Raw genomic sequence first — 23,918 nt, 5'->3', positions numbered from 1 at the left:
GAGATCGCGCGAGTTCTCCCCCAGGGGCGCGCGCCGCCTTGCCATACGCCCCGTACGCAACCACGGGACCGTCCCGTATCGTCCTCCAGGCATGTTCTGGATGGTGGCTCTCCTCGCGCTCGACGGGCGGCAGTACGTCTACCGCGTGTACGCACCGCGGGCGGCGCTGCCGGCCGACCTCTTCTGGGCCGCCTTCCACTGCCACGACGAGAGCGGCGGTCCGCGCGTCTCCGACCTCTTCGACTCCGCGCAGATCTGGTGGATCGGCGACGAGACAGCAGAACTGACGGTTCATCAGTATTGAATGTTGGCGCCGCTGCGGCTACGTTCCGCGACACCGAAAGCCGACTGGTACGCGTGAAGGGGTGGTCGTATGGCCGAAGTCAGCGCGGAGGCACGGATCGAGGCGCCGGCCGAGAAGGTGTGGGCGCAGCTCACCGACTTCGCCTCGTACGGGGAGTGGAACGCCACCCACACCAACTTCCCGAACGGCGGCCCGGCCGCGCTCGAGGCGGGCGCCACCTTCGCCGAGAACATGAAGCTGATGGGCTTCCCGGCCGAGGTGACCTGGACGGTCGAGGAGCTGGAGACGGGCCGGGTGTTCGCGATCCGCGGCAAGGGGCCGATGGGCGTGATCGTCGGGACCCGCTACTCCCTCGCCGCGGACGGCGGGGCCACCACGGTACGGATCGACGGGGAGTTCACGGGTGCGGCCGTGTCCCTGATGGCGGGCAAGCTCAAGGACTCGGCCACGGCGGCGCTGACCGAGTCGCTGCGCAAGCTGGCCGGCCTGGTCGCCTGACCGGCGCGCTCCGTACGACGAGGGGCCCCGCGGCGCGTCGCCGCGGGGCCCCTCGCTCCTGCCGCCCCGGTCAGCGCTCGTCGGCCAGGATCAGGTACAGCTTCTTGCGGGCCTCGTTGATGACCTCGACGGCCTTCTGCCGCTGATCGGGCGTGCCGGTCTTCCAGACCTGCCCGAAGGCCTCCATCAGACCGAAGCCGGCCTGCCGGATCTCGTTCACGGCCTCCCAGTCGACGCCCCGCCCGGCCTCCTCCCACGGGGCCTCGGGCCCCGCCTCGGCCTCGGCGCGCCCGGCGTCGGTGAGCGTGAACAGCTTCTTGCCGCCCTCGCTCTCGCTGGCGATCAGCCCCTCGTCCTCCAGCATCTGGAGGGTCGGGTAGACCGAACCGGGGCTCGGCTTCCAGGCCCCGCCGCTGCGCTCGACGATCTCCTGGATCATCTCGTAGCCGTGCATCGGGCGGTCCTTCAGCAGCGCCAGGATCGAGGCCCGCACGTCGCCCCGCCGGGCCCGGCCGCGGCCTCCGCCGCGCCCCCGCCCGCCGAAGCCGCCGGCACCCCAGGGGCCACCGCCGCCGAACCCGGGCCCGAAGGGCCCGAAGGCGGCACGGCGCCCTTCGAATTCACCACGAGGTCCGGGTCCGCAGTCTCCGCGCCCGCCTCCGTGGCCGTGTCCGTGCTCATGTCCGTAGGTACGCATCGCAACGCTCCTTCCATCGAGATTCATCGTTGAACTGTCGCGATGCCTCAACGATATATCGGAACAGTTCGTCGAGCAACACCCGAACGAAAGGCGGCCCCCCTGCGGCCCCGACCAGGGGCCCTTGCCGGCCGGGCGGGGTCCGTACGCCGCGAGCCCCTCCCGACCCGGCCTCCCCTCCCATCCCGCCCCGACCGGTCCAGTGCTCCGGGATTGGCCTTGGCCGGTGCTTCCGCGGCTCCGGTACGGTCCGGCTCATGCGGATTCGTATCGTCGACGCCTTCACCGACCGGCCCTTCTCCGGCAACCCCGCCGGAGTCCTGCTCCTCGACTCGTTCCCGGAGGACGCCTGGCTCCAGCAAGTGGCCGCCGAGGTCAACCTCTCGGAGACCGCCTTCGCCCACCCGCTGCCGCCGGGCGGCGAGGCGGACTGGGCGCTGCGCTGGTTCACCCCGACCACCGAGGTCGACATGTGCGGCCACGCCACCCTGGCCACCGCGCACGTCCTGCACACCACGGGCACCGCCACCGGCACGGTCCGCTTCGCCGCGCGCTGCGGGATCCTCAGCGCGACCGCGGAGCCCGACGGCACCCTCACGCTGGACTTCCCGACCTCATCGCTGACCCGGGTGGACACCCCCGAGGGCCTGGCGAAGGCGCTCGGCGCCGAGCCCGTCGCGGTCCACGACACCGCCTCCCACATCGGCGACCTCGTCGTCGAGCTCCGCGACGAGGGGACCGTGCGCGCCCTCGCCCCCGACTTCGCCGCCCTCGCCGTCCTCTCCGGGCGGGGGATCATCGCCACCGCGATCGCGGACCGGCCCGAGGGCGCCTACCAGTTCGTCTCGCGCGGCTTCTTCCCCGCCGTGGGCATCGACGAGGACCCGGTGACGGGCAGCGCCCACACCGCCCTCGCGCCCTACTGGTCCGCCCGCTTCGGACGCGACGAGCTGACCGGCTTCCAGGGCGGCGCGCGCACCGGGATCGTCCGCACCCGGCTGCGCGGCGACCGCACCCTCCTGAACGGCCACGCGGTCACCGTCATCGACGGCGAACTGCACGGCTGAGCCCGGACAGGACAGGGCCGAGAACACGAGGAGGGGCGCACGGCCGATGCCGTACGCCCCTCCTCGTGTCACCCGCCGCACGCGGCCGGGCTGCCGCCTCACGGGGTCGGCAGCCACCCCACCTTCCCGGCGAGCAGCCCGTATCCGACGAAGGCCACGATGTCGAGCAGTGCGTGCGCGACCACCAGCGGCCCCACCCGGCCCCAGCGGCGGTACAGCCACACGAAGACCACGCCCATCACCATGTTGCCGATGAAGCCGCCGATGCCCTGGTAGAGGTGGTACGAACCGCGCAGCACCGCGCTGGCCGCCATCGAGGCCCGCGGCGACCAGCCCAACTGGTCCAGCCGGCGCAGCAGGTAGCCGACGACGACGACCTCCTCCAGCACGGAGTTCTGGATCGCCGACAGCACCAGGACCGGGTACTTCCACCACACGTCGGGCAGCGACTCGGGCACCACCGTGAGGTTGAACCCGGCCGCCCGGGCCCCCAGGTAGAAGGCGAGGCCCGCGCTGCCGATGCCGGCCGCGACCAGCGCCCCGCGCCCCAGGTCCGGCCACGGCCGGGTGCGGTCGAAGCCGATCGCCCGCAGCCCGCGCACCCCGGCGCCCTCGCGCAGCAGCAGATGCGCGACGAGGACGACCGGGACCAGCGCACTGGCGATGCCGAAGAGCTGCCAGGCGAGGTCGAGCCAGGGCCGCCCCGGCGCGTACGAGCCGTTGAGCGTGGCGGCCTGCTCCTTGAGCGCGCCCGGCTTGGTCAGCGAGCCGATGAAGCTGATGAGGGCGGAGACCCCGCTCGCGCCGAGCGACAGCGCGAGGACGATCAGCGTCTCGTCGCGCAGGACCCGGCGCGGCAGCCCGTCCGGGGGCAGGGAAGCGTCCACCACTCGTTGCTCAGACACCACACCTGTCTCCCATTCCCCACGGCGATCCGGGTACGGGAACCCTACCTACGAGGCGGCCTCCACCCCCACCGGCCAGCTGTGCACGGGCTCGCCGGTCAGCATCAGCTCGCGGTAGCGGCGGGTGGTGGCCGCGAGCGCCGCCTCGCGGCCGAGGCCGGAGTCCAGCGCCCGGTGGAAGGTGTCGGCCTGCCACGAGGCCCCGTTGACCCGCCGCCGGCAGCGCTCCTCGATCACGCCCAGGTAGAAGTCGCGGTCCCGCGGCTCCACGTGCCAGGCGTCGAGCCCGGCGGCGGCCAGCGGCAGCAGCTCGTCCAGGACCAGGCGCACCGCCGGTACGGTCGCGAGGCCGCCCGAGCGGCCGGAGCGGGGCCAGCGCAGCTCGGCCTCGATGCCGTGGCGGCACGCGGTGTCGAAGTTGTGCTCGGCGTCCTGGAACGCCATCCGCCTCCAGACCGGACGCGAGTCGTCCGCGAGCGCCCGGACCAGCCCGTAGTAGAAGGCCGCGTTGGCGACGACGTCGGTGACGGTCGGCCCGGCCGGCAGTACCCGGTTCTCCACCCTCAGGTGCGGGACGCCGTCGACCCAGCCGTACACGGGCCGGTTCCAGCGGTAGACGGTGCCGTTGTGGAGGACCAGCTCCTGGAGCCTGGGCACCCCGCCCTCGTCCAGGACGCGCAGCGGGTCCTCGTCGTCGCACAGCGGCAGCAGCGACGGGAAGTAGCGCAGGTTCTCCTCGAAGAGGTCGTACGCCGAGTCCACCCAGCGCTCCCCGAACCAGGTGCGCGGGCGCACCCCCTGGGCCTGGAGCTCCGGGGTCCTGGTGTCGGTGGCCTGCGTGAACAGCGGCGGCCGGGACTCCCGCCACAGCTCCCGGCCGAAGAGGAAGGGCGCGTTGGCGCCGACGGCTATCTGGACCCCGGCGATGGCCTGCGCCGCGTTCCACACCGCCGCGAAGCGGGGCGGGGTCACCTGCAGGTGCAGCTGCACCGACGTGCAGGCCGCCTCCGGCACGATCGAGGACGAGGTGCAGAGCAGGCGCTCCACCCCGTGGATGTCGAGCGTGAAGTCCTCGCCGCGGGCGGCGAGGATCTGGTTGTTGAGGAGCAGGTAGCGGTCGGCGGCGGAGAGGTTGTCGAGCACCGCGTCGTCCCGGGTGAGGGTCGGCAGTATGCCGATCATGACGACCCCGGCGCCGAGTTCGGCGGCCTTGCGGTCGGCATATCCGAGCCCGGTCCTGAGTTCCTCCGCGAGCCGGTCGAAAACATGGCCGCCGAGCCGGTGCGGAGTGATGTTCACTTCCAGGTTGAACAAACCGAGTTCGGTCTGGAAATCCGGGCTCGCGATACGGTCGAGCACCGGCGCGTTGAGCATCCTGGGCAGGCCGTCCTCGCCCGCGAGATTGAGTTCGATCTCCATGCCCATGAGATTGCGCGGCCGGTCGAATCGTTTCTCCGCCAGGAGCCTCGCGAGTCCCGCGAGACACTGCTGCAGCTTTCGGCGGTAGCGCTGTCGGTCGGACGGGCCGAACCCGTCCGTCACGACCTTCTCCCCCATCGAAGGGTCCCTCCCCGAGTGGGCAGCCGCCACGACGGCCGCGAGCGTCACGGACGATGATGCCCACCCGACTGATCCATAACTCCTGCGGTACGGATGGGTTGGCGGATAGTCTGGACCGACTCTCCAGCGGCAGTACCCGAGAGCAACGGGCAATCGACATATACCAATGTCATATTGTCCGGCACCGGGGGATCGGGATTCGGCCGACCGCCTCCCGCGAGAAAGTGCAGGCAGGCGTTCCGCCGGACGCGGGCATTCCACCGAATCGCCGTGGAAATACGACCGAATGACTCCTTGTCAGGAATATCGGCGCCGTCTAGCGGAAACACTGTGTGAACACGTGTCGTATAAACTCCGCGAACGAGGCAGAGTGTTGGCGCCCGGCCATGGCCTCATGGCCCCCCCTCTCTGACCCCGCCGCCGACAGCGCCGTCGTACCTGCCCATGCGTCACCGTGTCTCTTGAGTGAGAGGCGACCCACCATGCTCCGACCCTCCCCGGCCCCCGCGCCGGCCCTTCGCAGTGTCCTCACGGCCCTCGGCTCGCCGACGGCCGTCTGTGAGGCCCGCACCCCCGCACTGCGAGCCGCGCAAGGACCGCTGAGCCCCGAACTGCCCCTGCCCGTGCACGTGCTGGGAGTGGCCGGTGCCACCGGTCCGGCGGGCCGGCCCCGCACCCGGCTGGCCGGGTGGCGCTTCCTGATCAGGAGCGGGGACCGCGCCATCGCCGCCGCGGACACCATGCTCACTCCCGACGGCTGGTCCTTCTCCCACTTCTTCGAGGGTCCCTACGTCTCCTCCACCGAGCGGGCCCTGATCCAGGCCGAGGCGCTGTGCACCGCGTACCAGCCGCGGCTGCTGTCCGTACCGGAGCTGTACATGCTGACCCTGTGGCTGCACGCCGACCCGGACGCAGACGGCCACACCACCGTCCCCGGTCCGGCCGACCTCCTCGTGCCGCTCTCCCCCGCACCCCCCGGCATCGCGGCCAACCACCCCTACCGGGTCGCCGACCTCCTGCCCGTGCTCAGCCTGCGCCTCGCGCCGCCGCCCCTGCTGGGCTCCGCGGCGCCCGCCTGATCCACCGCACGCGCAGCCCGCGCCCCGGGACCCGACGGTCCCGGGGCGCACTGCTGTCCGAGCACCCCTCCCGTTCGGACTAGCCCGCTCGGACCACCCCGAACCCCCCGAAGAGACCGTGCAGTTGACCTGAACCGCCCCTGAGGGTGATGCGTCTTCCCAGGAGAGGACGAGCTGCCGTGAAATACCTGCGGAAGGCCGTCCATGGGGCAAGACTGGACCGGAACCGAACCGACCGACGGGGGCGGCGATGCATCCGAAGAGCCGCAGGACATCCACCACGACGCAGCGAAAGAACCCACCCATGTGCCAGCACCAGCCTGCCTGTCCCACCGCCCACTCCGCCGACCGTGAGGCGGCACGACTCGTGGCACACCACCCGGAGCAGGGCTGGAGCCTGCTGTGCAACGGGGTCCTGCTCTTCGAGGACACCGGTGAGCTGCTGCCGGACGGCCAGATCATCGCCCCGCACCGGCCGCTGACGGCGGCCAGTGTGACGACGGCGGCCTGAGCCACCCTGACGAAACGCCGAGGGCCGGCCCGGAGAATGCTCCGGACCGGCCCTCATGCCGTGCTCAGGGTCGTGCTCAGTTGTCGTACTCGTCCAGCGGCGGGCAGGAGCAGACCAGGTTGCGGTCGCCGAACGCGCCGTCGATCCGGCGGACCGGCGGCCAGTACTTGTCGGCGGCCGAGACGCCGGCCGGGAAGACCGCCTCGTCACGGGTGTACGGGTGGTTCCACTCGCCGCCCAGCGCCGCCGCGGTGTGCGGGGCGTTGCTCAGCGGGTTGTCCTCCAGCGGCCACTCGCCGGAGGCCACCTTCTCGATCTCCGCGCGGATCGCGATCATCGTGTCGCAGAAGCGGTCGAGCTCGGTCAGGTCCTCGGACTCGGTCGGCTCGATCATCAGCGTGCCGGCCACCGGGAAGGACATGGTCGGCGCGTGGAAGCCGTAGTCGATCAGACGCTTGGCGATGTCGTCGACGCTGACACCGGTCGCCTTGGACAGCGGGCGCAGGTCCACGATGCACTCGTGGGCCACCAGGCCGGCCGGACCGGTGTAGAGCACCGGGAAGTGCGGCTCCAGACGCTTGGCGATGTAGTTCGCCGCGAGGACGGCCACCTGGGTGGCGCGCTTGAGGCCCTCGCCGCCCATCAGGCGCACGTACGACCAGGAGATCGGCAGGATGCCGGCCGAGCCCCACGGGGCCGCCGAGATCGGGCCGACGCCGGTCTCCGGGCCCGCGGTGGGCTGGAGCGGGTGGTTCGGCAGGTACGGGGCGAGGTGCGCCCGGACGCCGACCGGGCCGACGCCCGGGCCGCCGCCGCCGTGCGGGATGCAGAAGGTCTTGTGCAGGTTCAGGTGCGAGACGTCGCCGCCGAACTTGCCCGGCTTGGCGAGACCCACCAGCGCGTTGAGGTTGGCACCGTCGACGTACACCTGACCGCCGGCCTCGTGCACCTCGGCGCAGATGTCCGCGACGTGCTCCTCGAACACGCCGTGCGTGGACGGGTAGGTGATCATCAGCACGGACAGCTCGTCACGGTACTGCTCGATCTTGGCGCGCAGGTCCGCGACGTCGACCTCGCCGTCGTCGGCGGTCTTGACGACGACGACCTTCATGCCGGCCATCACCGCGGAGGCGGCGTTGGTGCCGTGGGCGGAGGACGGGATCAGACAGACGGTGCGCTGCAGGTCGCCGTTGGCGCGGTGGTACGCGCGGACCGCGAGCAGACCGGCCAGCTCACCCTGCGAACCGGCGTTCGGCTGGATGGAGACCTTGTCGTAGCCGGTGACCTCGGCGAGGCGCTCCTCCAGCTCGGTGATGAGCGTGACGTAGCCGCCGGCCTGCTCGATGGGGGCGAACGGGTGGATCTGGCCGAACTCGGGCCAGGTCACCGGCTCCATCTCGGTGGTCGCGTTCAGCTTCATGGTGCAGGAGCCGAGCGGGATCATGCCGCGGTCGAGCGCGTAGTCGCGGTCGGAGAGGCGGCGCAGGTAGCGCAGCATCGAGGTCTCGGAGCGGTGCGCGTGGAAGACCGGGTGGGTCAGGAACGCGTCCGAGCGCAGCGCGTCGACGGGCAGCGCGTCCTCGGTGGCGGCGTCCAGGGCGTCGATGTCGGCGGTGACGCCGAAGGCGGCCCAGACGGCGGCGAGCTGCGCGCGCGTCGTGGTCTCGTCGCAGGACAGCGAGACGCGGTCGGCGTCGACGCGGTACAGGTTGACGCCGGCCTCGCGGGCGGCGGCGACGACGGCGTCGGCGCGGCCCGGCACGCGGGCGGTGAGGGTGTCGAAGAAGGCGCCCTGGACCAGCTCCACGCCGCCCGCCCTCAGACCGGCGGCGAGGATGGCGGCGTACCGGTGGGTGCGGCGGGCGATGCCCTTCAGCCCCTCGGGACCGTGGTAGACGGCGTACATGCCGGCCATGACGGCGAGCAGCACCTGGGCGGTGCAGATGTTGCTGGTGGCCTTCTCGCGGCGGATGTGCTGCTCGCGGGTCTGCAGGGCCAGGCGGTACGCCTTGTTGCCGTCGGCGTCGACGGAGACGCCGACCAGGCGGCCGGGGAGCGAGCGGGCGTGCTTGTCCTGGACGGCCATGTAGCCGGCGTGCGGACCGCCGAAGCCCATCGGGACGCCGAAGCGCTGGGTGGTGCCGACGGCGATGTCGGCGCCGAGCGAGCCGGGCGAGGCGAGCAGGGTCAGCGCGAGCAGGTCGGCGGCGACGGTGACGATCGCGCCGAGCTCGTGGGCCTGGTCGATGACCGGCTTGATGTCGCGCACGGCGCCGGAGGCACCGGGGTACTGGAGCAGCACGCCGAAGACGCCGCGCTCGGCGATCTCGGCGGGGATGCCGGCCGAGAGGTCGGCGACGACGACCTCGACCCCGGTGGGCTCGGCACGGGTCTCGATGACGGCGATGGTCTGCGGCAGGGCGTCGGCGTCCACGAGGAACACGCCGTTCTTCACCTTGCCGACCCGGCGGGACAGCGCCATGGCCTCGGCGGCCGCGGTGCCCTCGTCGAGCAGCGAGGCGCCGGAGGTGGGCAGACCGGTGAGGTCGGCGACCATGGTCTGGAAGTTCAGCAGGGCCTCCAGGCGGCCCTGGGAGATCTCCGGCTGGTACGGGGTGTAGGCCGTGTACCAGGCCGGGTTCTCCATCACGTTCCGCAGGATGACCGGCGGGGTGAAGGTCCCGTAGTAGCCGAGCCCGATCATCGGGGCGAGCACCTGGTTGCGGTCGGCCAGCTCGCGGAGCTCGGCCAGCACCTCGGCCTCGGTGCGGGCGGCCGGCAGGCCGAGCGCCTCGGCGTTCTTGATGACGTCCGGCACGGCCGCGGCCGTCAGCTCGTCGAGGGAGCCGTAACCGACCTGGGCGAGCATCTTCGCCCGCGCCTCGGCGTCGGGCCCGATGTGCCGCTGCTCGAAGGGAATGCCCTGCTCGAGCTCGGAGAGCGGAATGCGGTTGGCGGTCATGCTGCGGGGGCCTCCTGGTCGTCACGACCTGCGAGGGGCACCACGGCGCGGGTGCCCGGACGGCCTCCCCCTCTGTCATCTCAACCTGAGAGCTTCACCGGGCATGCCTGACGGCAGGACCGGCTTTCACCGTCGGTGAGAGCGGATGCCGTCGACGCCCGCCCTGCTTTCCAGAGTGACCTCGTCCGCGCGGTACGGGGGCCTGAGAGATTCCGGGGAGGATTTGCTCCTTCGGCGCCTCCGAAAGGTTTCTTCGGAGGACTCTCCCGCGCAGGGTCGACAGCCACAGCCAGCCTACCAGCGCGGTTGAGCCTGCAGTCGCTCAAGTGGCCGACATCCCAGTTGTGCACTTTCGTAGGGGTGTAGAGCAGTTGCGACCAGTTGGAGGGACCGTGCAGACCGACATCGATCCGCGCAGCCTGATCGGCCGCAAGGCGTTCGACCGGAACGGACACAAGATCGGGACCGTGGACGAGGTGTACCTGGACGACGCGACGGGCGTCCCCGAATGGGCGGCGGTGCGGACCGGCCTGTTCAGCCGCGACGCGTTCGTCCCCCTGGAGCCGAGCGAGCTGGTGAACGACGGCCTTCACATCCCGTACGAGCGCGCCCTCATCAAGGACGCCCCCGACTTCGGCGTGGGCCGCCATCTCTCCCCCGAACAGGAACTCCAGCTCTACCGCCACTACAGCCTCGCCCTCCCGCCCCCGCCCCCGGACACCACCCCCCGGGACTTCGGCCGTCTGGCGGGCCAGGAGGACGCGTAGCGTCGGCATTCCACGGGACCACCCGCACCTCCGAGCACCGGCGGCTCGACGGGCGCGGGTGGGGTACCCCCTGCCCGGCCGAAGACCGGGAGCCCCCGCAGCCCCTCAGGCCGCCGCGCCCGTCACCCCGCCCGGCACCAGCGGCAACGGGTCCGAGGGCTCCAGCTCCGGGTCGTCCACGGAGAAGGTCCGCACCCGCCCCGGCACCACCGCCCCCGGCTCCTCGAACCGGACGGTGACCCGCCCGACCCCGCTCCCCTGCACCCAGCCGGCCCCGTACTCCGCGTGCCGCACGTCCCGCCCGGGCGCCCAGTGCCGCTCGGCGCTCTCCGCGGCCCCGGCCCCGGGCGGCGCGGGCTCGGCGGGCTCGGGGCCCGCCTCGGCCTCCGCGACGGCCTCCGCCCGGGCCTCCGCCTCCGCCTGGGCGAACAGGTCCTCCTGCGTGTAGTCGGCGAGCCCGCTCACCCCGACCCCGAGCAGCCGCACCCCGCCCGTGGTGTCCACCAGGTCGAGGAGCCGCGCCGCCGCCTCCCGCACCACCACGGGGTCGTCCGTGGGCCCCCGCAGCGTCTCGGAGCGGGTCAGCGTCGAGAAGTCGTACCGGCGCACCTTCAGGACGATGGTCCGCCCCGAGTGCCCGGAGCCCCGCAGCCGCGCCACGCACCGCTCGGCGAGCCGCTCCACCTCCAGCCGGATCCGCAGCCGGTCGTGCAGGTCCACGTCGAAGGTGTCCTCCACGGAGACCGACTTCGCGTCCCGCTCGGCCACCACGGGCCGGTCGTCGTGCCCGAGGGCCATCAGGTACAGCGAACCCCCGTGCGCCCGTCCCAGCAGCCGTACGAGCTCGTCCTCGCCCGCCTCGACCACCTCGGCGACCGTCGTGATCCCGGCCCGCCGCAGGTGCTCCCCGGTGGCGGGCCCGACGCCGGGGATGATCCGCACCGAACGCGGTCCGAGCAGCTCCCGCTCGGTGCCGGGCTCGATGAGCATCAGCCCGTCCGGCTTCGCCTCCTCCGAGGCGATCTTCGCGAGCATCTTGGACCCGGCGAGACCGACCGACCCGGTCAGCCCGGTCGTCCCGAGGATGTCCCGGCGCAGCCGCTCCCCCGTGGCCCGCGCGCTCGCGCTGTCGTCGGCGAGTCCCCCGGCCTCCAGGTCCACGAAGGCCTCGTCCAGGCTGAGCGGCTCGACGAGCGGGGAGAGCCGCCCGAGCAGCTCCATGACCTGCCCGCTGATCGCCCGGTAGAAGGCGAAGCGGGGCACCAGATAGGCCGCGTTCGGCGCGAGCCGCCGCGCCTGCGCCATGGGCATCGCCGAGTGCACCCCGAAGCGCCGCGCCTCGTACGAGGCCGTCGCCACCACCCCGCGGGGCCCGAGGCCGCCCACGACGACCGGCTTCCCGCGCAGGCTCGGCTTCGACGCCTGCTCCGCCGCGGCGAAGAAGGCGTCCATGTCGAGATGCAGGATCGTGGGCGCGGCTCTCACGTCTCCGATGCTGCCCTACGCCACTGACAACGCCCCCGCACGCGCGCCACGCGTCCGTCCCGACCGGAGCGACGGGCCCGCCCGGAGGCGGACGGCCCCGCAGACGGACTCAGACCGCCCGGTCCCGCCGCCGCCGCGCCAGCTCGTCCGCCGGATTGTGCCCGATCAGCGTCTCGCCCGTGTCGATGCGCTCGCCGTGCAGCTGCGACAGCGCCGCCTCGACGTCCCGCCACACCACTCCGACGGCGATGCCGAAGACGCCCTGGCCGCCCTGGAGCAGGTCCACGACCTCGTCCGGCGAGGAGCACTCGTACACGGTGGCGCCGTCGCTCATGAGCGTCATCCGCTCGAGGTCGCGAAAGCCCCGGGCGCGCAGGTGCTGCACGGCGGCCCGGATGTTCTGCAGCGCGACCCCGGTGTCCAGGAAACGCTTGACGATCTTGAGGACCACGACGTCGCGGAAGCTGTACAGCCGCTGCGTGCCGGAGCCGTACGCGGGCCGCACGCTCGGCTCGACGAGCCCGGTGCGCGCCCAGTAGTCCAGCTGCCGGTAGGTGATGCCGGCCGCCGCACAGGCCGTGGGGCCGCGGTAGCCGACGTCCTCCGGGCCTGCGCTCACGTCCCCGCCGAGGTCGCCCACACTGCCGTGAAGCGGATACGGGCCCTTCTCCCCGGGGGCACGCCCCAGGAAGCCCCCTGCCGTACCGTCGCCGCTGCTCATCACGCCGACCCTCCGTCCTTGACCTGCCCACTCGAAGGTAGGCAGTCACTCGGGGTGCGTCAACGATCGCCACACTCGGCACGCCGAGTGATAATCACCCTGAGAGTGGTTTCACGTGCCCCTCTCCGGGGAAAGGCTACTCGAATGCGCCGAGGGCGGCCCGCGGCCACGGCCGCATGGGGCCTACTGGTTGCCGGTCTCGAAGTCCTCCGGCGAGATCTGGTCGAGGAACTCGCGGAACTTCTCCACCTCGTCCTCCTGCTCGTCCGGAATCGCGATCCCCGCGTCGTCGAGCACCCCGTCGCTGCCGTAGATCGGCGTCCCGGTGCGCAGTGCGAGGGCTATCGCGTCGGACGGCCGGGCGCTCACCTCGACGCCGCTGGCGAAGACCAGCTCGGCGTAGAAGACCCCGTCACGCAGATCCGTGATGCGGACCTCGGTGAGCTCCTGCCCCACGGCCTCCAGCACGTCCTTGAAGAGGTCGTGCGTCAGCGGCCTGGCAGGGGCCATGCCCTGCTGGGCGAAGGCGATCGCGGTCGCCTCTCCGGGTCCGATCCAGATGGGGAGGTACCGATCGCCTCCCACTTCACGCAGGAGCACGATCGGCTGGTTGGAGGGCATTTCCACCCGGACACCCACAACGTCGAGCTCGTTCACACAGCAACCCTAGGACGTGCCCGACCGGTTTGGGTAGTCGGGCCGTCCGCGGATCACTGCAGCCGCAGTCCCAGGGCGGTCTGGACCAGTGCCGCGTGGAGGCGTACGGAGAGCCCGGCGAGCTCCTTGGCGGTCGCCTCGGCATGGGCCCTGGTCTGCGGATTGCGGTGCCGGCGCAGCGGGGCGACCATCTGTTCGACCAGCCCGGCCTCGCGCTCCGCGGCCGCCTTGACGGCCCTCAGATGGCGGGGTTCCAGGCCGAATCTCCCCAGATCCGCCACCAGTTTGGCGACGGTGACGGTCTCGGCGTCGTACCCGCCGCCCTCGACCGGCGCGATCAGGCCGTACGACTCCCACTCGACCAGCTCCGCCTCGGTGACCTCCGCCGCGGCGAGCAGCTCCGAGCGGCCGATCCGGGCGGCGGTGGGGCGCTCGCCCTCCGTCTCCCAGGCCCCGTCGAGCAGGTCCCGCTGCGGACTGGGCGAGGGCAGCTTGATCTGCTCACCGCGCTCCAGCGCGTCCAGGTGCTCGCGGATGACCTTCAGCGGGAGGTAGTGGTCCCGCTGCATCCGCAGGATCTGAGCGAGCCGCTCGACGTCCCGCGGGCTGAACTTCCGGTACCCGGAGGCCGTGCGCTGGGGCTCGACGAGCCCCTCGGCCTCCAGGAACCGGATCTTGGAGATGGTCACTTCGGGAAACTCGTCGCGCAGCCGGCTCAGCACCGTACCGATGCTGACCAGCTCGCCCGCGGCGGCGGTGCCGTGTCCGGCACCGCCCGTCGGTGTTCGCAGCATGGACCTTCCCTGAAGGTTCTCCGGGGCGTCACACGCCCCGCTGGCTCGCGAAGAACACGAGCCGGTACTTGCCGATCTGCACCTCGTCGCCGTTGGACAGCACGACCGAGACCGACTCGATCGGCTCCCGGTTGACATAGGTGCCGTTGAGGCTGCCGACGTCCGACACCTGGAAGGTGCCGTCCGGCTGCCGACGGAACTCCACGTGGCGACGCGAGACGGTCACGTCGTCCAGGAAGATGTCGCTCTGCGGGTGACGGCCGGCCGTGGTCAGCTCGCCGTCCAGCAGGAAGCGGCTGCCCGAGTTCGGGCCGCGGCGCACGATGAGCAGCGCCGCACCGCCCGGCAGGGCCTCGACCGCGGCCAGCGCCTCGGCCGACAGCGACGGGAGCGCGGTCTGTCCGGTGACCTCCGAGTCGTAGGCCTCGAGACCCGAGATGGAGATCGTCGAGGTGGTCTCGGAGGCCCGCTCCGGAGCCACCCCGCCCCGCAGCGGCGCACCGCAGTGGGAGCAGAAGCGGCTGTCCGCCGTGTTGCGGTGACCGCACCTCGTACACACCGGCATGCCGTCCTCCTGTCGCGGCTGCCCCGCGGAGGTCTGCGTCGCGTACGGATCGGGCGCAAACCCTCCACCCGTACCTGAGGTTGATGGTTCTCCGAAACCTATGCGCGCGGCACCGGCAGGGTCAACAGACGACGCGCCCTGTGCGCCCGGAATGTCACCGCCCCGGCCGCCGACCTCGTCGCGGAAGAGCGGGCGCTCGCCGCCCTGTTCCTCGCTCTGGGCGTGGCGCGGCGCGCGGTGCCTGGCGTTGCCGCCGTCCTCGCTTGCGCTCTTGCCGAACAACTTCGAAAACCACTTCACGGGCGATTCCCCTTGACCGAAACAGACCCGCCCGTGGGGCAGGACGAACCCTGACTCAACACACCTGCCGACCCGGACATCTTCACAACGTCCGTAACCACTCGACAGTTTCCACCACGCACCACCCTTGTGGTGCGGCGACCCCCCGCAACGTCATGCCCTTGCCGCGTGACCGTCATCGCCCCCCGCCTCACTGCGAGGACGACTGAGCGTAGTCAGGCCGCTTCGCAGGCCGCAAGGCGTCGACGACGATCTTCCCGGAACGCTGCACCGTGGCCGTGGCCTGCTCCTTCTCCAGTGTCTGGACGACGCCACCGGGGATGTTGAGCGCGGGCTCGAGATCCTCCGGCTTGCCGATGACCTTGAAGACGTACGGAGCGGCCACCTTCGTTCCATCGATCCGCATGTCGCTTCCACTTCCTGAGAAGTAGCTGTCCGCGACCACCCGGACGCCGTTGACCTGGATCGCCTCCGCGCCCGCGGCGCGCAGCTCCTGGATCGCGTCGAGGAGCATGTCCGACTCGATGGCGCCCGTGGAGTCCGTGATCGTCAGGGTGATGCCGGGGCCCTCCGCGGCGACCGTACCGGCCAGGATGCCGAGCTGCTGCTGCTTCTCCTGGGTCTGCTTGCGGGCCTCCTCGGCCTGGTCGGAGCTGGACTCCAGCTCCGAGCGCTGGCTGTCGAGGCGGGTCTTCTCGTCCTCGAGGCGCTGGGTGCGGTCGTCGAGCTCGTCGAGGATCCGCACCAGGTCCTCCTGGCGGGCGCCGCGCAGCGCGCTGTTGTCGCTGGTGGACCGGACCTGGATGGCCAGCCCGAGACCCAGCACGAACAGCAGCAGCGCGACCACCAGTTGGGCCCGGGTCACCCGCGGCGGCCACAGGCTCGCCGCGAGCCGCGCCCGTCCGGACGCCTCCGGCCGGGACGGAGCCGCGGAGGATGCGGAGGGCGCCGAGGGTGCGGATTCGTCCCGCGGTCCCCCGCCCTCGGCCCCGAGCGGCCGTGCGTCCGGACCCGGGACGACCGGAGCCCCGTCGGCCCGGTCGGCGCCGGCCTTGTCGGCCCGCTCCTCCCTGTCGGCCGGGTCGTTGCCCTCGTTGCCCTCGTTGCTGTGGTTGTCGCTCATCGGCCTCACGCCCGGAACACGTGCCGCCGGATGGCGGCGGCGTTGGAGAAGATCCGGATGCCGAGGACGACGACCACACCGGTCGACAACTGCGCGCCCACGCCCAGCTTGTCGCCGAGGAAGACGATCAGCGCGGCCACGACCACGTTCGACAGGAACGACACCACGAAGACCTTGTCGACGAAGATCCCGTCGAGCATGGCGCGCAGGCCGCCGAAGACCGCGTCCAGGGCGGCGACCACGGCGATCGGAAGATAGGGCTCGACCACCGCCGGAACCTCGGGCCGGACCAACAGTCCGACCACGACTCCCACGATCAGGCCCAGTACGGCGATCAAGATGTGCCCTTCCCTGTATCGGCCGTGGCCCGCCCGGTGGCCTTGGCCGCCCCGGCTCCCCTCGGCTCTGCTGTACGTACGATCAGGCTCGGCGCGGCCGGCAGACGGACGTCGCCCTCGGCCGAGATGCTCGTGCGGATCCCGAAGTTCTCCTGCAGCGCGTGCAGGTACTGGCCGTCGGCGCTGTCCTGGAACGCGGTGCTCAGCCGCTGTCCGTCGCCCACGGCGAGGACGGTGTACGGCGGCACCAGAGGCTTGTTGTCGACCAGTATGGCGTCGCCCGCGGCCCTGATCGCCGACAGCGCGGTCAGCCGCTGCCCGTTGATCGAGACGGCCTCCGCGCCCGACTCCCACAGCCCGTTGACGATCCGCTGCATGTCGCGGTCCCGCACCCGTCCGGTGTCCGAGAAGCCGGCACTCTCACGGGGACCGCCGCCACCCGAGTCCGCGCCCTTGGCGTCGTCCACGACCAGCTTCACCCCGGGGCCGTGCACGGGGGTCGCCCCCGACAGCAGCGCCACCACTTCGCCCTGGTCGCCGCCGTGCTGCTCCAGCGCCTTGCGCTGCCGCTCGCCGACCTCGCCGCGCAGCCGCTCGACGTCCTGCTCCAGCTTGTCGGCCGCCGAGGTCTCCGACTCGATCCGGTCGATCAGGTCCTGCCGCTCCTTGGCGACGACCGGCGCGGACACCCGCGCCTCGGCCGCGCCCAGCGTCACCACGGCCGCCGCCAGCACCAGGCCGGCCGCGAGACCCAGCTTGGCCCGGATCGTCCGGGGCAGCCCGCCGCCCTCCGCGGCACGACGGGCCGAGGCCTCCGCGTATCCGTCGTCCAGCGCGTGGTCGATCACGTTGTTCAGCAGCGACATGGACGCGTCCGGACGCGGCGGGGGCGATCCTGTGCTCCGAACGGGGGGCTGCTGCGACATGCCGCACATCGTCGCACGTCGCACGGCCTACCGCCGAATGGCCCCTCCGGCGGGCCGGGCGGCGCCCCCAGGCACCTCCCGGCCCGGCGGGCCCGCGCGTCCCCTCTCCCCCTACTGACCTGCGCTGTCGACGACTGCCGACCACTCGTCGAGGAGGGCCTGCGCGGAGGCGTCGTCCGGGCCCTCCGCCCACAGATGGGTGACGGCCTCGGCCGGGTCGGGCAGCACCATCACCCAGCGCCCGTCGGCCTCCACCACCCGGACCCCGTCGGTGGTGTCCACGGACCGGTCCCCGGCCGCCTCCACCACCCGGCGCATCACCAGGCCCTTCACCGCCCACGGCGTGGCGATGTCCCGCTTCAGCACATGGGCCCGCGGGATCCGCGCGTCGATCTGGCTGAGGGTGAGCTGGGTCCGCGCGACAAGTCCGATGAGCCGGACGAACGCGGCCGCGCCGTCGAAGACGCTGCTGAACTCCGGCACGATGAACCCGCCCCGGCCGTCCCCGCCGAAGATCGTCGACTCCTCGCGCCCGACCCTGGTGAGGTCGTCGGGGGACGTCGTCGTCCATTCGACCTGGGTGCCGTGGTACGCGGCGACCTGCTCGGCGATCCTCGTGGTCGTCACCGGCAGCGCGACCCGCCCGGACCTCCGCTCGGCCGCCACCAGGTCGAGCATGACCAGCAGCGCCCGGTCGTCCTCGATGATCCGCCCGCGCTCGTCGACCAGCGACAACCGCTCGCCCACCGGGTCGAACCGCACCCCGAAGGCGGCCCGGGCCGACGCCACGATCTCCCCGAGCCGCACGAGACCGGCCCGCCGGCTCTCCGCCGACTCGGTCGGCCGGGACTCGTCCAGACCGGGGTTGATCGTCAGCGAGTCCACCTGGAGCCGTCCCAGCAGGCTGGGCAGCACGAGCCCCGCACTGCCGTTGGAGGCGTCCACGACGACCTTGAGCCCCGCCTCGTCGATGCCGGTCGTGTCCACGTTCCGCAACAGCGAGCCGGTGTACGAGTCGAAGACGCTGGCCGGGAAGGACAGGTCGCCGATCTCTCCGGGGAACGCCCGCCGGTACTCCTGCCGCGCGAAGACCCGGTCCAGCTTGCGCTGTCGCGCCTGCGACAGGTCGGCACCCCGCTCGTCGAAGAACATGATGTCCACGGAGTCCGGCACGCCCGGCGACGTCCGCACCATGATCCCGCCGGCGCTTCCGCGTGCCGTCTGCTGCCGCGCCACCGGCAGCGGCACGTTCTCCAGGTCCCGTACGTCGATGGCGCTGGCCTGCAGGGCGGAGATCACCGCCCGCTTGAGCGCCCGCGCACCGCGCGAGTGGTCGCGGGCGGTGGTGACCGTCGCGCCCTTCTTGAGCGTGGTGGCGTACGCGCCCGCCAGCCGCACGGCCAGCTCGGGTGTGATCTCCACGTTGAGGATGCCGGACACCCCGCGCGCGCCGAAGAGGTGCGCCTGGCCGCGCGACTCCCAGATGACGGAGGTGTTGACGAAGGCACCGGCCTCGATCGTCTTGAACGGGTAGACCCGGACGTTGCCCTGCACGATCGATTCCTCACCGATCAGGCACTCGTCGCCGATGACCGCCCCGTCCTCGATCCGGGCCGCCCGCATGACATCGGTGTTCTTGCCGATGACACAGCCGCGCAGATTGCTCTGCGGCCCTACGTAGACGTTGTCGTGGATGACGGCCTTGTGCAGGAAGGCTCCGCTCTTGACCACGACGTTGGATCCGATCACGGTGTGCTCGCGGATCTCGGCGTCGGCCTCCACCTTGGCGTAGTCGCCGATGTAGAGCGGCCCGCGCAGTACGGCGTCGGGGTGGACCTCGGCCCCTTCGGCGACCCAGACGCCCGGCGAGATCTCGAAGCCGTCGATGTCGACCTGGACCTTGCCCTCCAGGACGTCGGCCTGGGCCTTCACATAGCTCTCGTGGGTGCCGACGTCCTCCCAGTATCCCTCGGCGACATAGCCGTAGATCGGCTTGCCTTCCTTCATCAGCTGCGGGAAGACGTCACCCGACCAGTCGACGGGAACGTCCGGCTCGACGTAGTCGAAGACCTCGGGCTCCATGACGTAGATGCCCGTGTTCACCGTGTCCGAGAAGACCTGCCCCCAGGTCGGCTTCTCCAGGAATCGTTCGACCTTGCCTTCCTCGTCGACGATCGTGATGCCGAATTCCAGCGGATTGGGCACCCGGGTCAGACAGACCGTGACGAGCGCGCCCTTCTCCTTGTGGAAGGCGATCAGATCGGAGAGGTCGAAATCGGTGAGCGCGTCCCCGGAGATGACGACGAAGGCGTCGTCCTTCAACGCCTCCTCGGCATTCTTCACACTCCCCGCGGTGCCGAGCGGTTTCTCCTCGTTCGCGTACGTGAGCTCCATTCCGAGCTCTTCTCCGTCACCGAAGTAATTCCGGACGAGGGAGGCGAGAAACTGCACGGTGACGACGGTCTCGTTGAGACCGTGCCTTTTGAGCAGCCGCAGCACGTGCTCCATGATCGGCCGGTTGGCGACCGGCAAGAGAGGCTTGGGCATGCTCGAGGTCATGGGGCGCAGGCGGGTGCCCTCGCCACCGGCCATCACGACGGCCTTCATGTCGGAAGCGTCCTCCTTGAAGAGACGACGGTCCTGCCGACTTCACCTGTCCGCTTTCGGCCCTCAGGCGTCCTCGTTCCTGCCGGCGACGCTGCACGGCACGGGACGGACGGGCTCAATCGGCCGCGGTATCCGCCTTCACGAGTCGACGGACCTGGACCACGTAGAGGATCCCTGCCCACCAATACAGAGTTGTACCCCATCCGGCGAAGGCCCACCCGAAAACTTCAGCGAGTGACGAAAGCCAGCCGGTTCCGTCACTGAGCAGCAGCAACGGGAACGCGTACATCAAGTTGAAAGTGGCAGCTTTCCCGAGGAAGTTCACCTGCGGCGGCGGATACCCGTGCCGGCGGAGGATCGCCACAGCGACCAGCAGCATCAGCTCACGCGCCAAAAGGACGGCGGTCAGCCACAGCGGAAGGATCTCCCGCCAGGTGAGGCCCACGAGCGTGGAAAGGATGTACAGCCGGTCGGCGGCGGGGTCGAGCAGCCGGCCGAGGTTGCTGATCTGATTCCAGCGCCGGGCCAGCTTCCCGTCGAGATAGTCGCTGACACCACTCAGGGCCAGGACGAGCAGCGCCCAGCCGTCGCTGTTGGGTCCGCCGAACACAGGCCGGAGGATCAACCACAGGAAGAGTGGCACGCCGACGAGGCGAGCCATGCTGAGGATGTTGGGGATGGTGAGGACCCGGTCCGTCTGAACGCGAGTCTCCTGGACCTCCACCCGGGGGCCTCCTGTGGGAGCAAGTTGACGATGTGCCCCATGACCTTACCCTCAGCCATGGCCACCGGATGCACAGGGGTGGCCCGTGAACGCAGAAAAGCCCCGCACCATAAGGTGCGGGGCTTTCCCACAATGATTGTTCGGCGGCGTCCTACTCTCCCACAGGGTCCCCCCTGCAGTACCATCGGCGCTGAAAGGCTTAGCTTCCGGGTTCGGAATGTAACCGGGCGTTTCCCTAACGCTATGACCACCGAAACACTATGAAGTTGAACTCAAGCCGCACCCCCATAGGAGGGGCGAGTTCGTTACTTCAGAACTAACACAGTGGACGCGAGCAACTGAGGACAAGCCCTCGGCCTATTAGTACCGGTCAGCTCCACCCATTACTGGGCTTCCACATCCGGCCTATCAACCCAGTCGTCTACTGGGAGCCTTACCCTCTCAAGGAGGTGGGAATACTCATCTCGAAGCAGGCTTCCCGCTTAGATGCTTTCAGCGGTTATCCCTCCCGAACGTAGCCAACCAGCCATGCCCTTGGCAGGACAACTGGCACACCAGAGGTTCGTCCGTCCCGGTCCTCTCGTACTAGGGACAGCCCTTCTCAATATTCCTACGCGCACAGCGGATAGGGACCGAACTGTCTCACGACGTTCTAAACCCAGCTCGCGTACCGCTTTAATGGGCGAACAGCCCAACCCTTGGGACCGACTCCAGCCCCAGGATGCGACGAGCCGACATCGAGGTGCCAAACCATCCCGTCGATATGGACTCTTGGGGAAGATCAGCCTGTTATCCCCGGGGTACCTTTTATCCGTTGAGCGACGGCGCTTCCACAAGCCACCGCCGGATCACTAGTCCCGACTTTCGTCCCTGCTCGACCCGTCGGTCTCACAGTCAAGCTCCCTTGTGCACTTACACTCAACACCTGATTGCCAACCAGGCTGAGGGAACCTTTGGGCGCCTCCGTTACCCTTTGGGAGGCAACCGCCCCAGTTAAACTACCCATCAGACACTGTCCCTGATCCGGATCACGGACCGAGGTTAGACATCCAGCACGACCAGAGTGGTATTTCAACGGCGACTCCACCATGACTGGCGTCACGGCTTCAAAGTCTCCCACCTATCCTACACAAGCCGAACCGAACACCAATATCAAACTGTAGTAAAGGTCCCGGGGTCTTTCCGTCCTGCTGCGCGAAACGAGCATCTTTACTCGTAGTGCAATTTCACCGGGCCTATGGTTGAGACAGTCGAGAAGTCGTTACGCCATTCGTGCAGGTCGGAACTTACCCGACAAGGAATTTCGCTACCTTAGGATGGTTATAGTTACCACCGCCGTTTACTGGCGCTTAAGTTCTCAGCTTCGCCCTGTCGAAACAGAGCTAACCGGTCCCCTTAACGTTCCAGCACCGGGCAGGCGTCAGTCCGTATACATCGCCTTACGGCTTCGCACGGACCTGTGTTTTTAGTAAACAGTCGCTTCTCGCTGGTCTCTGCGGCCACCCCCAGCTCACGGAGTAAATCCGATCACCAGTGATGGCCCCCCTTCTCCCGAAGTTACGGGGGCATTTTGCCGAGTTCCTTAACCATAGTTCACCCGAACGCCTCGGTATTCTCTACCTGACCACCTGAGTCGGTTTAGGGTACGGGCCGCCATGAAACTCGCTAGAGGCTTTTCTCGACAGCATAGGATCATCCACTTCACCACAATCGGCTCGGCATCAGGTCTCAGCCTTAATGTGTGACGGATTTGCCTATCACACGGCCTACACCCTTACCCCGGGACAACCACCGCCCGGGCTGGACTACCTTCCTGCGTCACCCCATCGCTTACCTACTACCACCTTGGGTCAGCGGCTCCACCACTCCCCTTTGCCCGAAGGCTCCGGGGCGGCTTCACGGCCTTAGCATTAATGGGCTCGATATTGGGCGTTTCAAAGCGGGTACCGGAATATCAACCGGTTGTCCATCGACTACGCCTGTCGGCCTCGCCTTAGGTCCCGACTTACCCTGGGCAGATCAGCTTGACCCAGGAACCCTTAGTCAATCGGCGCACACGTTTCTCACGTGTGTATCGCTACTCATGCCTGCATTCTCACTCGTGAACCGTCCACAACTCGCTTCCGCGGCTGCTTCACCCGGCACACGACGCTCCCCTACCCATCACAGCACCCGTTGGGGCTTATTGCTGCAATGACACGACTTCGGCGGTACGCTTGAGCCCCGCTACATTGTCGGCGCGGAATCACTTGACCAGTGAGCTATTACGCACTCTTTCAAGGGTGGCTGCTTCTAAGCCAACCTCCTGGTTGTCTCTGCGACTCCACATCCTTTCCCACTTAGCGTACGCTTAGGGGCCTTAGTCGATGCTCTGGGCTGTTTCCCTCTCGACCATGGAGCTTATCCCCCACAGTCTCACTGCCGTGCTCTCACTTACCGGCATTCGGAGTTTGGCTAAGGTCAGTAACCCGGTAGGGCCCATCGCCTATCCAGTGCTCTACCTCCGGCAAGAAACACACGACGCTGCACCTAAATGCATTTCGGGGAGAACCAGCTATCACGGAGTTTGATTGGCCTTTCACCCCTAACCACAGGTCATCCCCCAGGTTTTCAACCCTGGTGGGTTCGGTCCTCCACGAAGTCTTACCTCCGCTTCAACCTGCCCATGGCTAGATCACTCCGCTTCGGGTCTTGAGCGTGCTACTGAACCGCCCTATTCGGACTCGCTTTCGCTACGGCTTCCCCACACGGGTTAACCTCGCAACACACCGCAAACTCGCAGGCTCATTCTTCAAAAGGCACGCAGTCACGAGACATAGCAAGCTATGTCCGACGCTCCCACGGCTTGTAGGCACACGGTTTCAGGTACTATTTCACTCCGCTCCCGCGGTACTTTTCACCATTCCCTCACGGTACTATCCGCTATCGGTCACCAGGGAATATTTAGGCTTAGCGGGTGGTCCCGCCAGATTCACACGGGATTTCTCGGGCCCCGTGCTACTTGGGTGTCTCTTAAACGAGCCGCATGAATTTCAGCTACGGGGGTCTTACCCTCTACGCCGGACCTTTCGCATGTCCTTCGCCTATCCATACGGTTTCTGACTCGTCTCACAGCCGGCAGACTGTGAAAAAGAGATCCCACAACCCCGCATGCGCAACCCCTGCCGGGTCTCACACGCATACGGTTTGGCCTCATCCGGTTTCGCTCGCCACTACTCCCGGAATCACGGTTGTTTTCTCTTCCTGAGGGTACTGAGATGTTTCACTTCCCCTCGTTCCCTCCACATGCCCTATGTGTTCAGGCATGGGTGACAGCCCATGACGACTG

At 69.3% G+C, this 23,918-nt stretch carries 20 protein-coding genes, 2 rRNA genes and 1 riboswitch (1 of these 23 only partly in view); of the genes, 6 read left to right on the top strand and 16 right to left on the bottom strand.

The window, feature by feature from the left end; genetic code table 11:
• Positions 1 to 91 precede the first annotated feature (91 nt).
• Complete coding sequence (locus tag ABD981_RS33280) at positions 92 to 304, top strand: hypothetical protein (protein WP_046912024.1); 213 nt, start codon at positions 92 to 94, stop codon at positions 302 to 304.
• 69 nt (positions 305 to 373) lie between these two features.
• Entirely contained in the window at positions 374 to 802 is a 429-nt protein-coding gene (locus ABD981_RS33275) for a type II toxin-antitoxin system Rv0910 family toxin (protein WP_046912025.1), read from the top strand.
• Positions 803 to 872: 70 nt separating this feature from the next.
• Here ABD981_RS33275 and ABD981_RS33270 read toward each other — a convergent pair whose 3' ends face one another.
• Complete coding sequence (locus ABD981_RS33270; protein ID WP_123955209.1) at positions 873 to 1,499, bottom strand: PadR family transcriptional regulator; 627 nt, start codon at positions 1,497 to 1,499, stop codon at positions 873 to 875.
• Positions 1,500 to 1,756: 257 nt separating this feature from the next.
• Here ABD981_RS33270 and ABD981_RS33265 point away from each other — a divergent pair, with 257 nt between their 5' ends.
• Complete coding sequence (locus tag ABD981_RS33265; RefSeq protein WP_046912027.1) at positions 1,757 to 2,566, top strand: PhzF family phenazine biosynthesis protein; 810 nt, start codon at positions 1,757 to 1,759, stop codon at positions 2,564 to 2,566.
• Between the two features lie 98 nt (positions 2,567 to 2,664).
• On the opposite strand, the gene ABD981_RS33260 is transcribed toward ABD981_RS33265, so the two are convergent.
• Complete coding sequence (locus ABD981_RS33260) at positions 2,665 to 3,471, bottom strand: CPBP family intramembrane glutamic endopeptidase (RefSeq protein WP_382747860.1); 807 nt, start codon at positions 3,469 to 3,471, stop codon at positions 2,665 to 2,667.
• Positions 3,472 to 3,519: 48 nt separating this feature from the next.
• On the bottom strand, positions 3,520 to 5,028 hold the full coding sequence (locus ABD981_RS33255) for a glutamate-cysteine ligase family protein (RefSeq protein WP_046912029.1): 1,509 nt from the start codon (positions 5,026 to 5,028) through the stop codon (positions 3,520 to 3,522).
• 485 nt (positions 5,029 to 5,513) lie between these two features.
• Between ABD981_RS33255 and ABD981_RS33250 the strand changes: the two genes are divergently transcribed.
• Positions 5,514 to 6,110 (top strand): hypothetical protein, encoded by a 597-nt coding sequence (locus ABD981_RS33250; protein ID WP_046912030.1) that lies wholly within the window; start codon positions 5,514 to 5,516, stop codon positions 6,108 to 6,110.
• 304 nt (positions 6,111 to 6,414) lie between these two features.
• Positions 6,415 to 6,621, top strand: a complete 207-nt coding sequence (locus ABD981_RS33245; RefSeq protein ID WP_046912031.1) for a DUF5999 family protein — start codon at positions 6,415 to 6,417, stop codon at positions 6,619 to 6,621.
• A 76-nt stretch (positions 6,622 to 6,697) separates the two neighbouring features.
• On the opposite strand, the gene gcvP is transcribed toward ABD981_RS33245, so the two are convergent.
• Positions 6,698 to 9,583, bottom strand: coding sequence for an aminomethyl-transferring glycine dehydrogenase (gene gcvP / locus ABD981_RS33240; protein ID WP_046912032.1), 2,886 nt, complete (start codon positions 9,581 to 9,583; stop codon positions 6,698 to 6,700).
• A gap of 180 nt (positions 9,584 to 9,763) precedes the next feature.
• Positions 9,764 to 9,862, bottom strand: a riboswitch (glycine riboswitch).
• Positions 9,863 to 9,975: 113 nt separating this feature from the next.
• Between gcvP and ABD981_RS33235 the strand changes: the two genes are divergently transcribed.
• Entirely contained in the window at positions 9,976 to 10,350 is a 375-nt protein-coding gene (locus ABD981_RS33235; RefSeq protein ID WP_046912033.1) for a PRC-barrel domain-containing protein, read from the top strand.
• Between the two features lie 105 nt (positions 10,351 to 10,455).
• Here ABD981_RS33235 and ABD981_RS33230 read toward each other — a convergent pair whose 3' ends face one another.
• The 12 genes from ABD981_RS33230 to ABD981_RS33175 form a co-directional block, all read right to left on the bottom strand.
• Positions 10,456 to 11,835, bottom strand: a complete 1,380-nt coding sequence (locus ABD981_RS33230) for a DNA polymerase IV (protein ID WP_046912034.1) — start codon at positions 11,833 to 11,835, stop codon at positions 10,456 to 10,458.
• 109 nt (positions 11,836 to 11,944) lie between these two features.
• The gene (locus ABD981_RS33225; RefSeq protein WP_205628318.1) at positions 11,945 to 12,556 is read right to left on the bottom strand and encodes a MerR family transcriptional regulator; all 612 of its coding nucleotides are present in this window, start codon (positions 12,554 to 12,556) and stop codon (positions 11,945 to 11,947) included.
• 183 nt (positions 12,557 to 12,739) lie between these two features.
• Positions 12,740 to 13,213: a bifunctional nuclease family protein gene (locus tag ABD981_RS33220; RefSeq protein ID WP_046912036.1), complete on the bottom strand. Its 474-nt coding sequence runs from the start codon at positions 13,211 to 13,213 to the stop codon at positions 12,740 to 12,742.
• 53 nt (positions 13,214 to 13,266) lie between these two features.
• The gene (gene ftsR, locus ABD981_RS33215; RefSeq protein ID WP_046912037.1) at positions 13,267 to 14,007 is read right to left on the bottom strand and encodes a transcriptional regulator FtsR; all 741 of its coding nucleotides are present in this window, start codon (positions 14,005 to 14,007) and stop codon (positions 13,267 to 13,269) included.
• Between the two features lie 28 nt (positions 14,008 to 14,035).
• Positions 14,036 to 14,980: an FHA domain-containing protein gene (locus ABD981_RS33210; RefSeq protein WP_123955212.1), complete on the bottom strand. Its 945-nt coding sequence runs from the start codon at positions 14,978 to 14,980 to the stop codon at positions 14,036 to 14,038.
• A gap of 82 nt (positions 14,981 to 15,062) precedes the next feature.
• Complete coding sequence (locus tag ABD981_RS33205) at positions 15,063 to 15,995, bottom strand: DUF881 domain-containing protein (protein ID WP_382747866.1); 933 nt, start codon at positions 15,993 to 15,995, stop codon at positions 15,063 to 15,065.
• Between the two features lie 5 nt (positions 15,996 to 16,000).
• Positions 16,001 to 16,333: a small basic family protein gene (locus ABD981_RS33200; RefSeq protein ID WP_015032176.1), complete on the bottom strand. Its 333-nt coding sequence runs from the start codon at positions 16,331 to 16,333 to the stop codon at positions 16,001 to 16,003.
• Entirely contained in the window at positions 16,330 to 17,259 is a 930-nt protein-coding gene (locus tag ABD981_RS33195; protein ID WP_046912039.1) for a DUF881 domain-containing protein, read from the bottom strand. Before ABD981_RS33195 ends, ABD981_RS33200 begins: the two co-directional genes overlap by 4 nt.
• Positions 17,260 to 17,370: 111 nt before the next feature.
• Positions 17,371 to 19,866 carry a mannose-1-phosphate guanyltransferase gene (locus ABD981_RS33190; RefSeq protein WP_046912040.1) on the bottom strand — a complete coding sequence of 832 codons (2,496 nt, stop codon included), beginning with the start codon at positions 19,864 to 19,866 and terminating at the stop codon, positions 17,371 to 17,373.
• Between the two features lie 115 nt (positions 19,867 to 19,981).
• On the bottom strand, positions 19,982 to 20,590 hold the full coding sequence (clsA, locus tag ABD981_RS33185; RefSeq protein WP_046912041.1) for a cardiolipin synthase ClsA: 609 nt from the start codon (positions 20,588 to 20,590) through the stop codon (positions 19,982 to 19,984).
• Positions 20,591 to 20,728: 138 nt separating this feature from the next.
• Positions 20,729 to 20,845, bottom strand: a 5S ribosomal RNA gene (rrf, locus tag ABD981_RS33180).
• A gap of 85 nt (positions 20,846 to 20,930) precedes the next feature.
• Positions 20,931 to 23,918 (bottom strand): 23S ribosomal RNA (locus ABD981_RS33175) (it continues 132 nt past the right edge of the window).

It is taken from the genome of Streptomyces showdoensis (genome assembly GCF_039535475.1).
In the GTDB taxonomy this organism is placed as follows: domain Bacteria; phylum Actinomycetota; class Actinomycetes; order Streptomycetales; family Streptomycetaceae; genus Streptomyces; species Streptomyces showdoensis.
Note: the sequence above shows the minus strand (reverse complement) of the source record. Positions and strands in the feature narration are given on the sequence as shown.

Coding starts and splice junctions, on each gene's coding strand:
- ABD981_RS33280 (WP_046912024.1), top strand. CDS start 92: ATGTTCTGGATGGTGGCTCTCCTCGCGCTCGACGGGCGGCAGTACGTC.
- ABD981_RS33275 (WP_046912025.1), top strand. CDS start 374: ATGGCCGAAGTCAGCGCGGAGGCACGGATCGAGGCGCCGGCCGAGAAG.
- ABD981_RS33270 (WP_123955209.1), bottom strand. CDS start 1,499: ATGCGTACCTACGGACATGAGCACGGACACGGCCACGGAGGCGGGCGC.
- ABD981_RS33265 (WP_046912027.1), top strand. CDS start 1,757: ATGCGGATTCGTATCGTCGACGCCTTCACCGACCGGCCCTTCTCCGGC.
- ABD981_RS33255 (WP_046912029.1), bottom strand. CDS start 5,028: ATGGGGGAGAAGGTCGTGACGGACGGGTTCGGCCCGTCCGACCGACAG.
- ABD981_RS33250 (WP_046912030.1), top strand. CDS start 5,514: ATGCTCCGACCCTCCCCGGCCCCCGCGCCGGCCCTTCGCAGTGTCCTC.
- ABD981_RS33245 (WP_046912031.1), top strand. CDS start 6,415: ATGTGCCAGCACCAGCCTGCCTGTCCCACCGCCCACTCCGCCGACCGT.
- gcvP (WP_046912032.1), bottom strand. CDS start 9,583: ATGACCGCCAACCGCATTCCGCTCTCCGAGCTCGAGCAGGGCATTCCC.
- ABD981_RS33225 (WP_205628318.1), bottom strand. CDS start 12,556: ATGAGCAGCGGCGACGGTACGGCAGGGGGCTTCCTGGGGCGTGCCCCC.
- ftsR (WP_046912037.1), bottom strand. CDS start 14,007: ATGCTGCGAACACCGACGGGCGGTGCCGGACACGGCACCGCCGCCGCG.
- ABD981_RS33205 (WP_382747866.1), bottom strand. CDS start 15,995: ATGAGCGACAACCACAGCAACGAGGGCAACGAGGGCAACGACCCGGCC.
- ABD981_RS33195 (WP_046912039.1), bottom strand. CDS start 17,259: ATGTCGCAGCAGCCCCCCGTTCGGAGCACAGGATCGCCCCCGCCGCGT.
- ABD981_RS33190 (WP_046912040.1), bottom strand. CDS start 19,866: ATGAAGGCCGTCGTGATGGCCGGTGGCGAGGGCACCCGCCTGCGCCCC.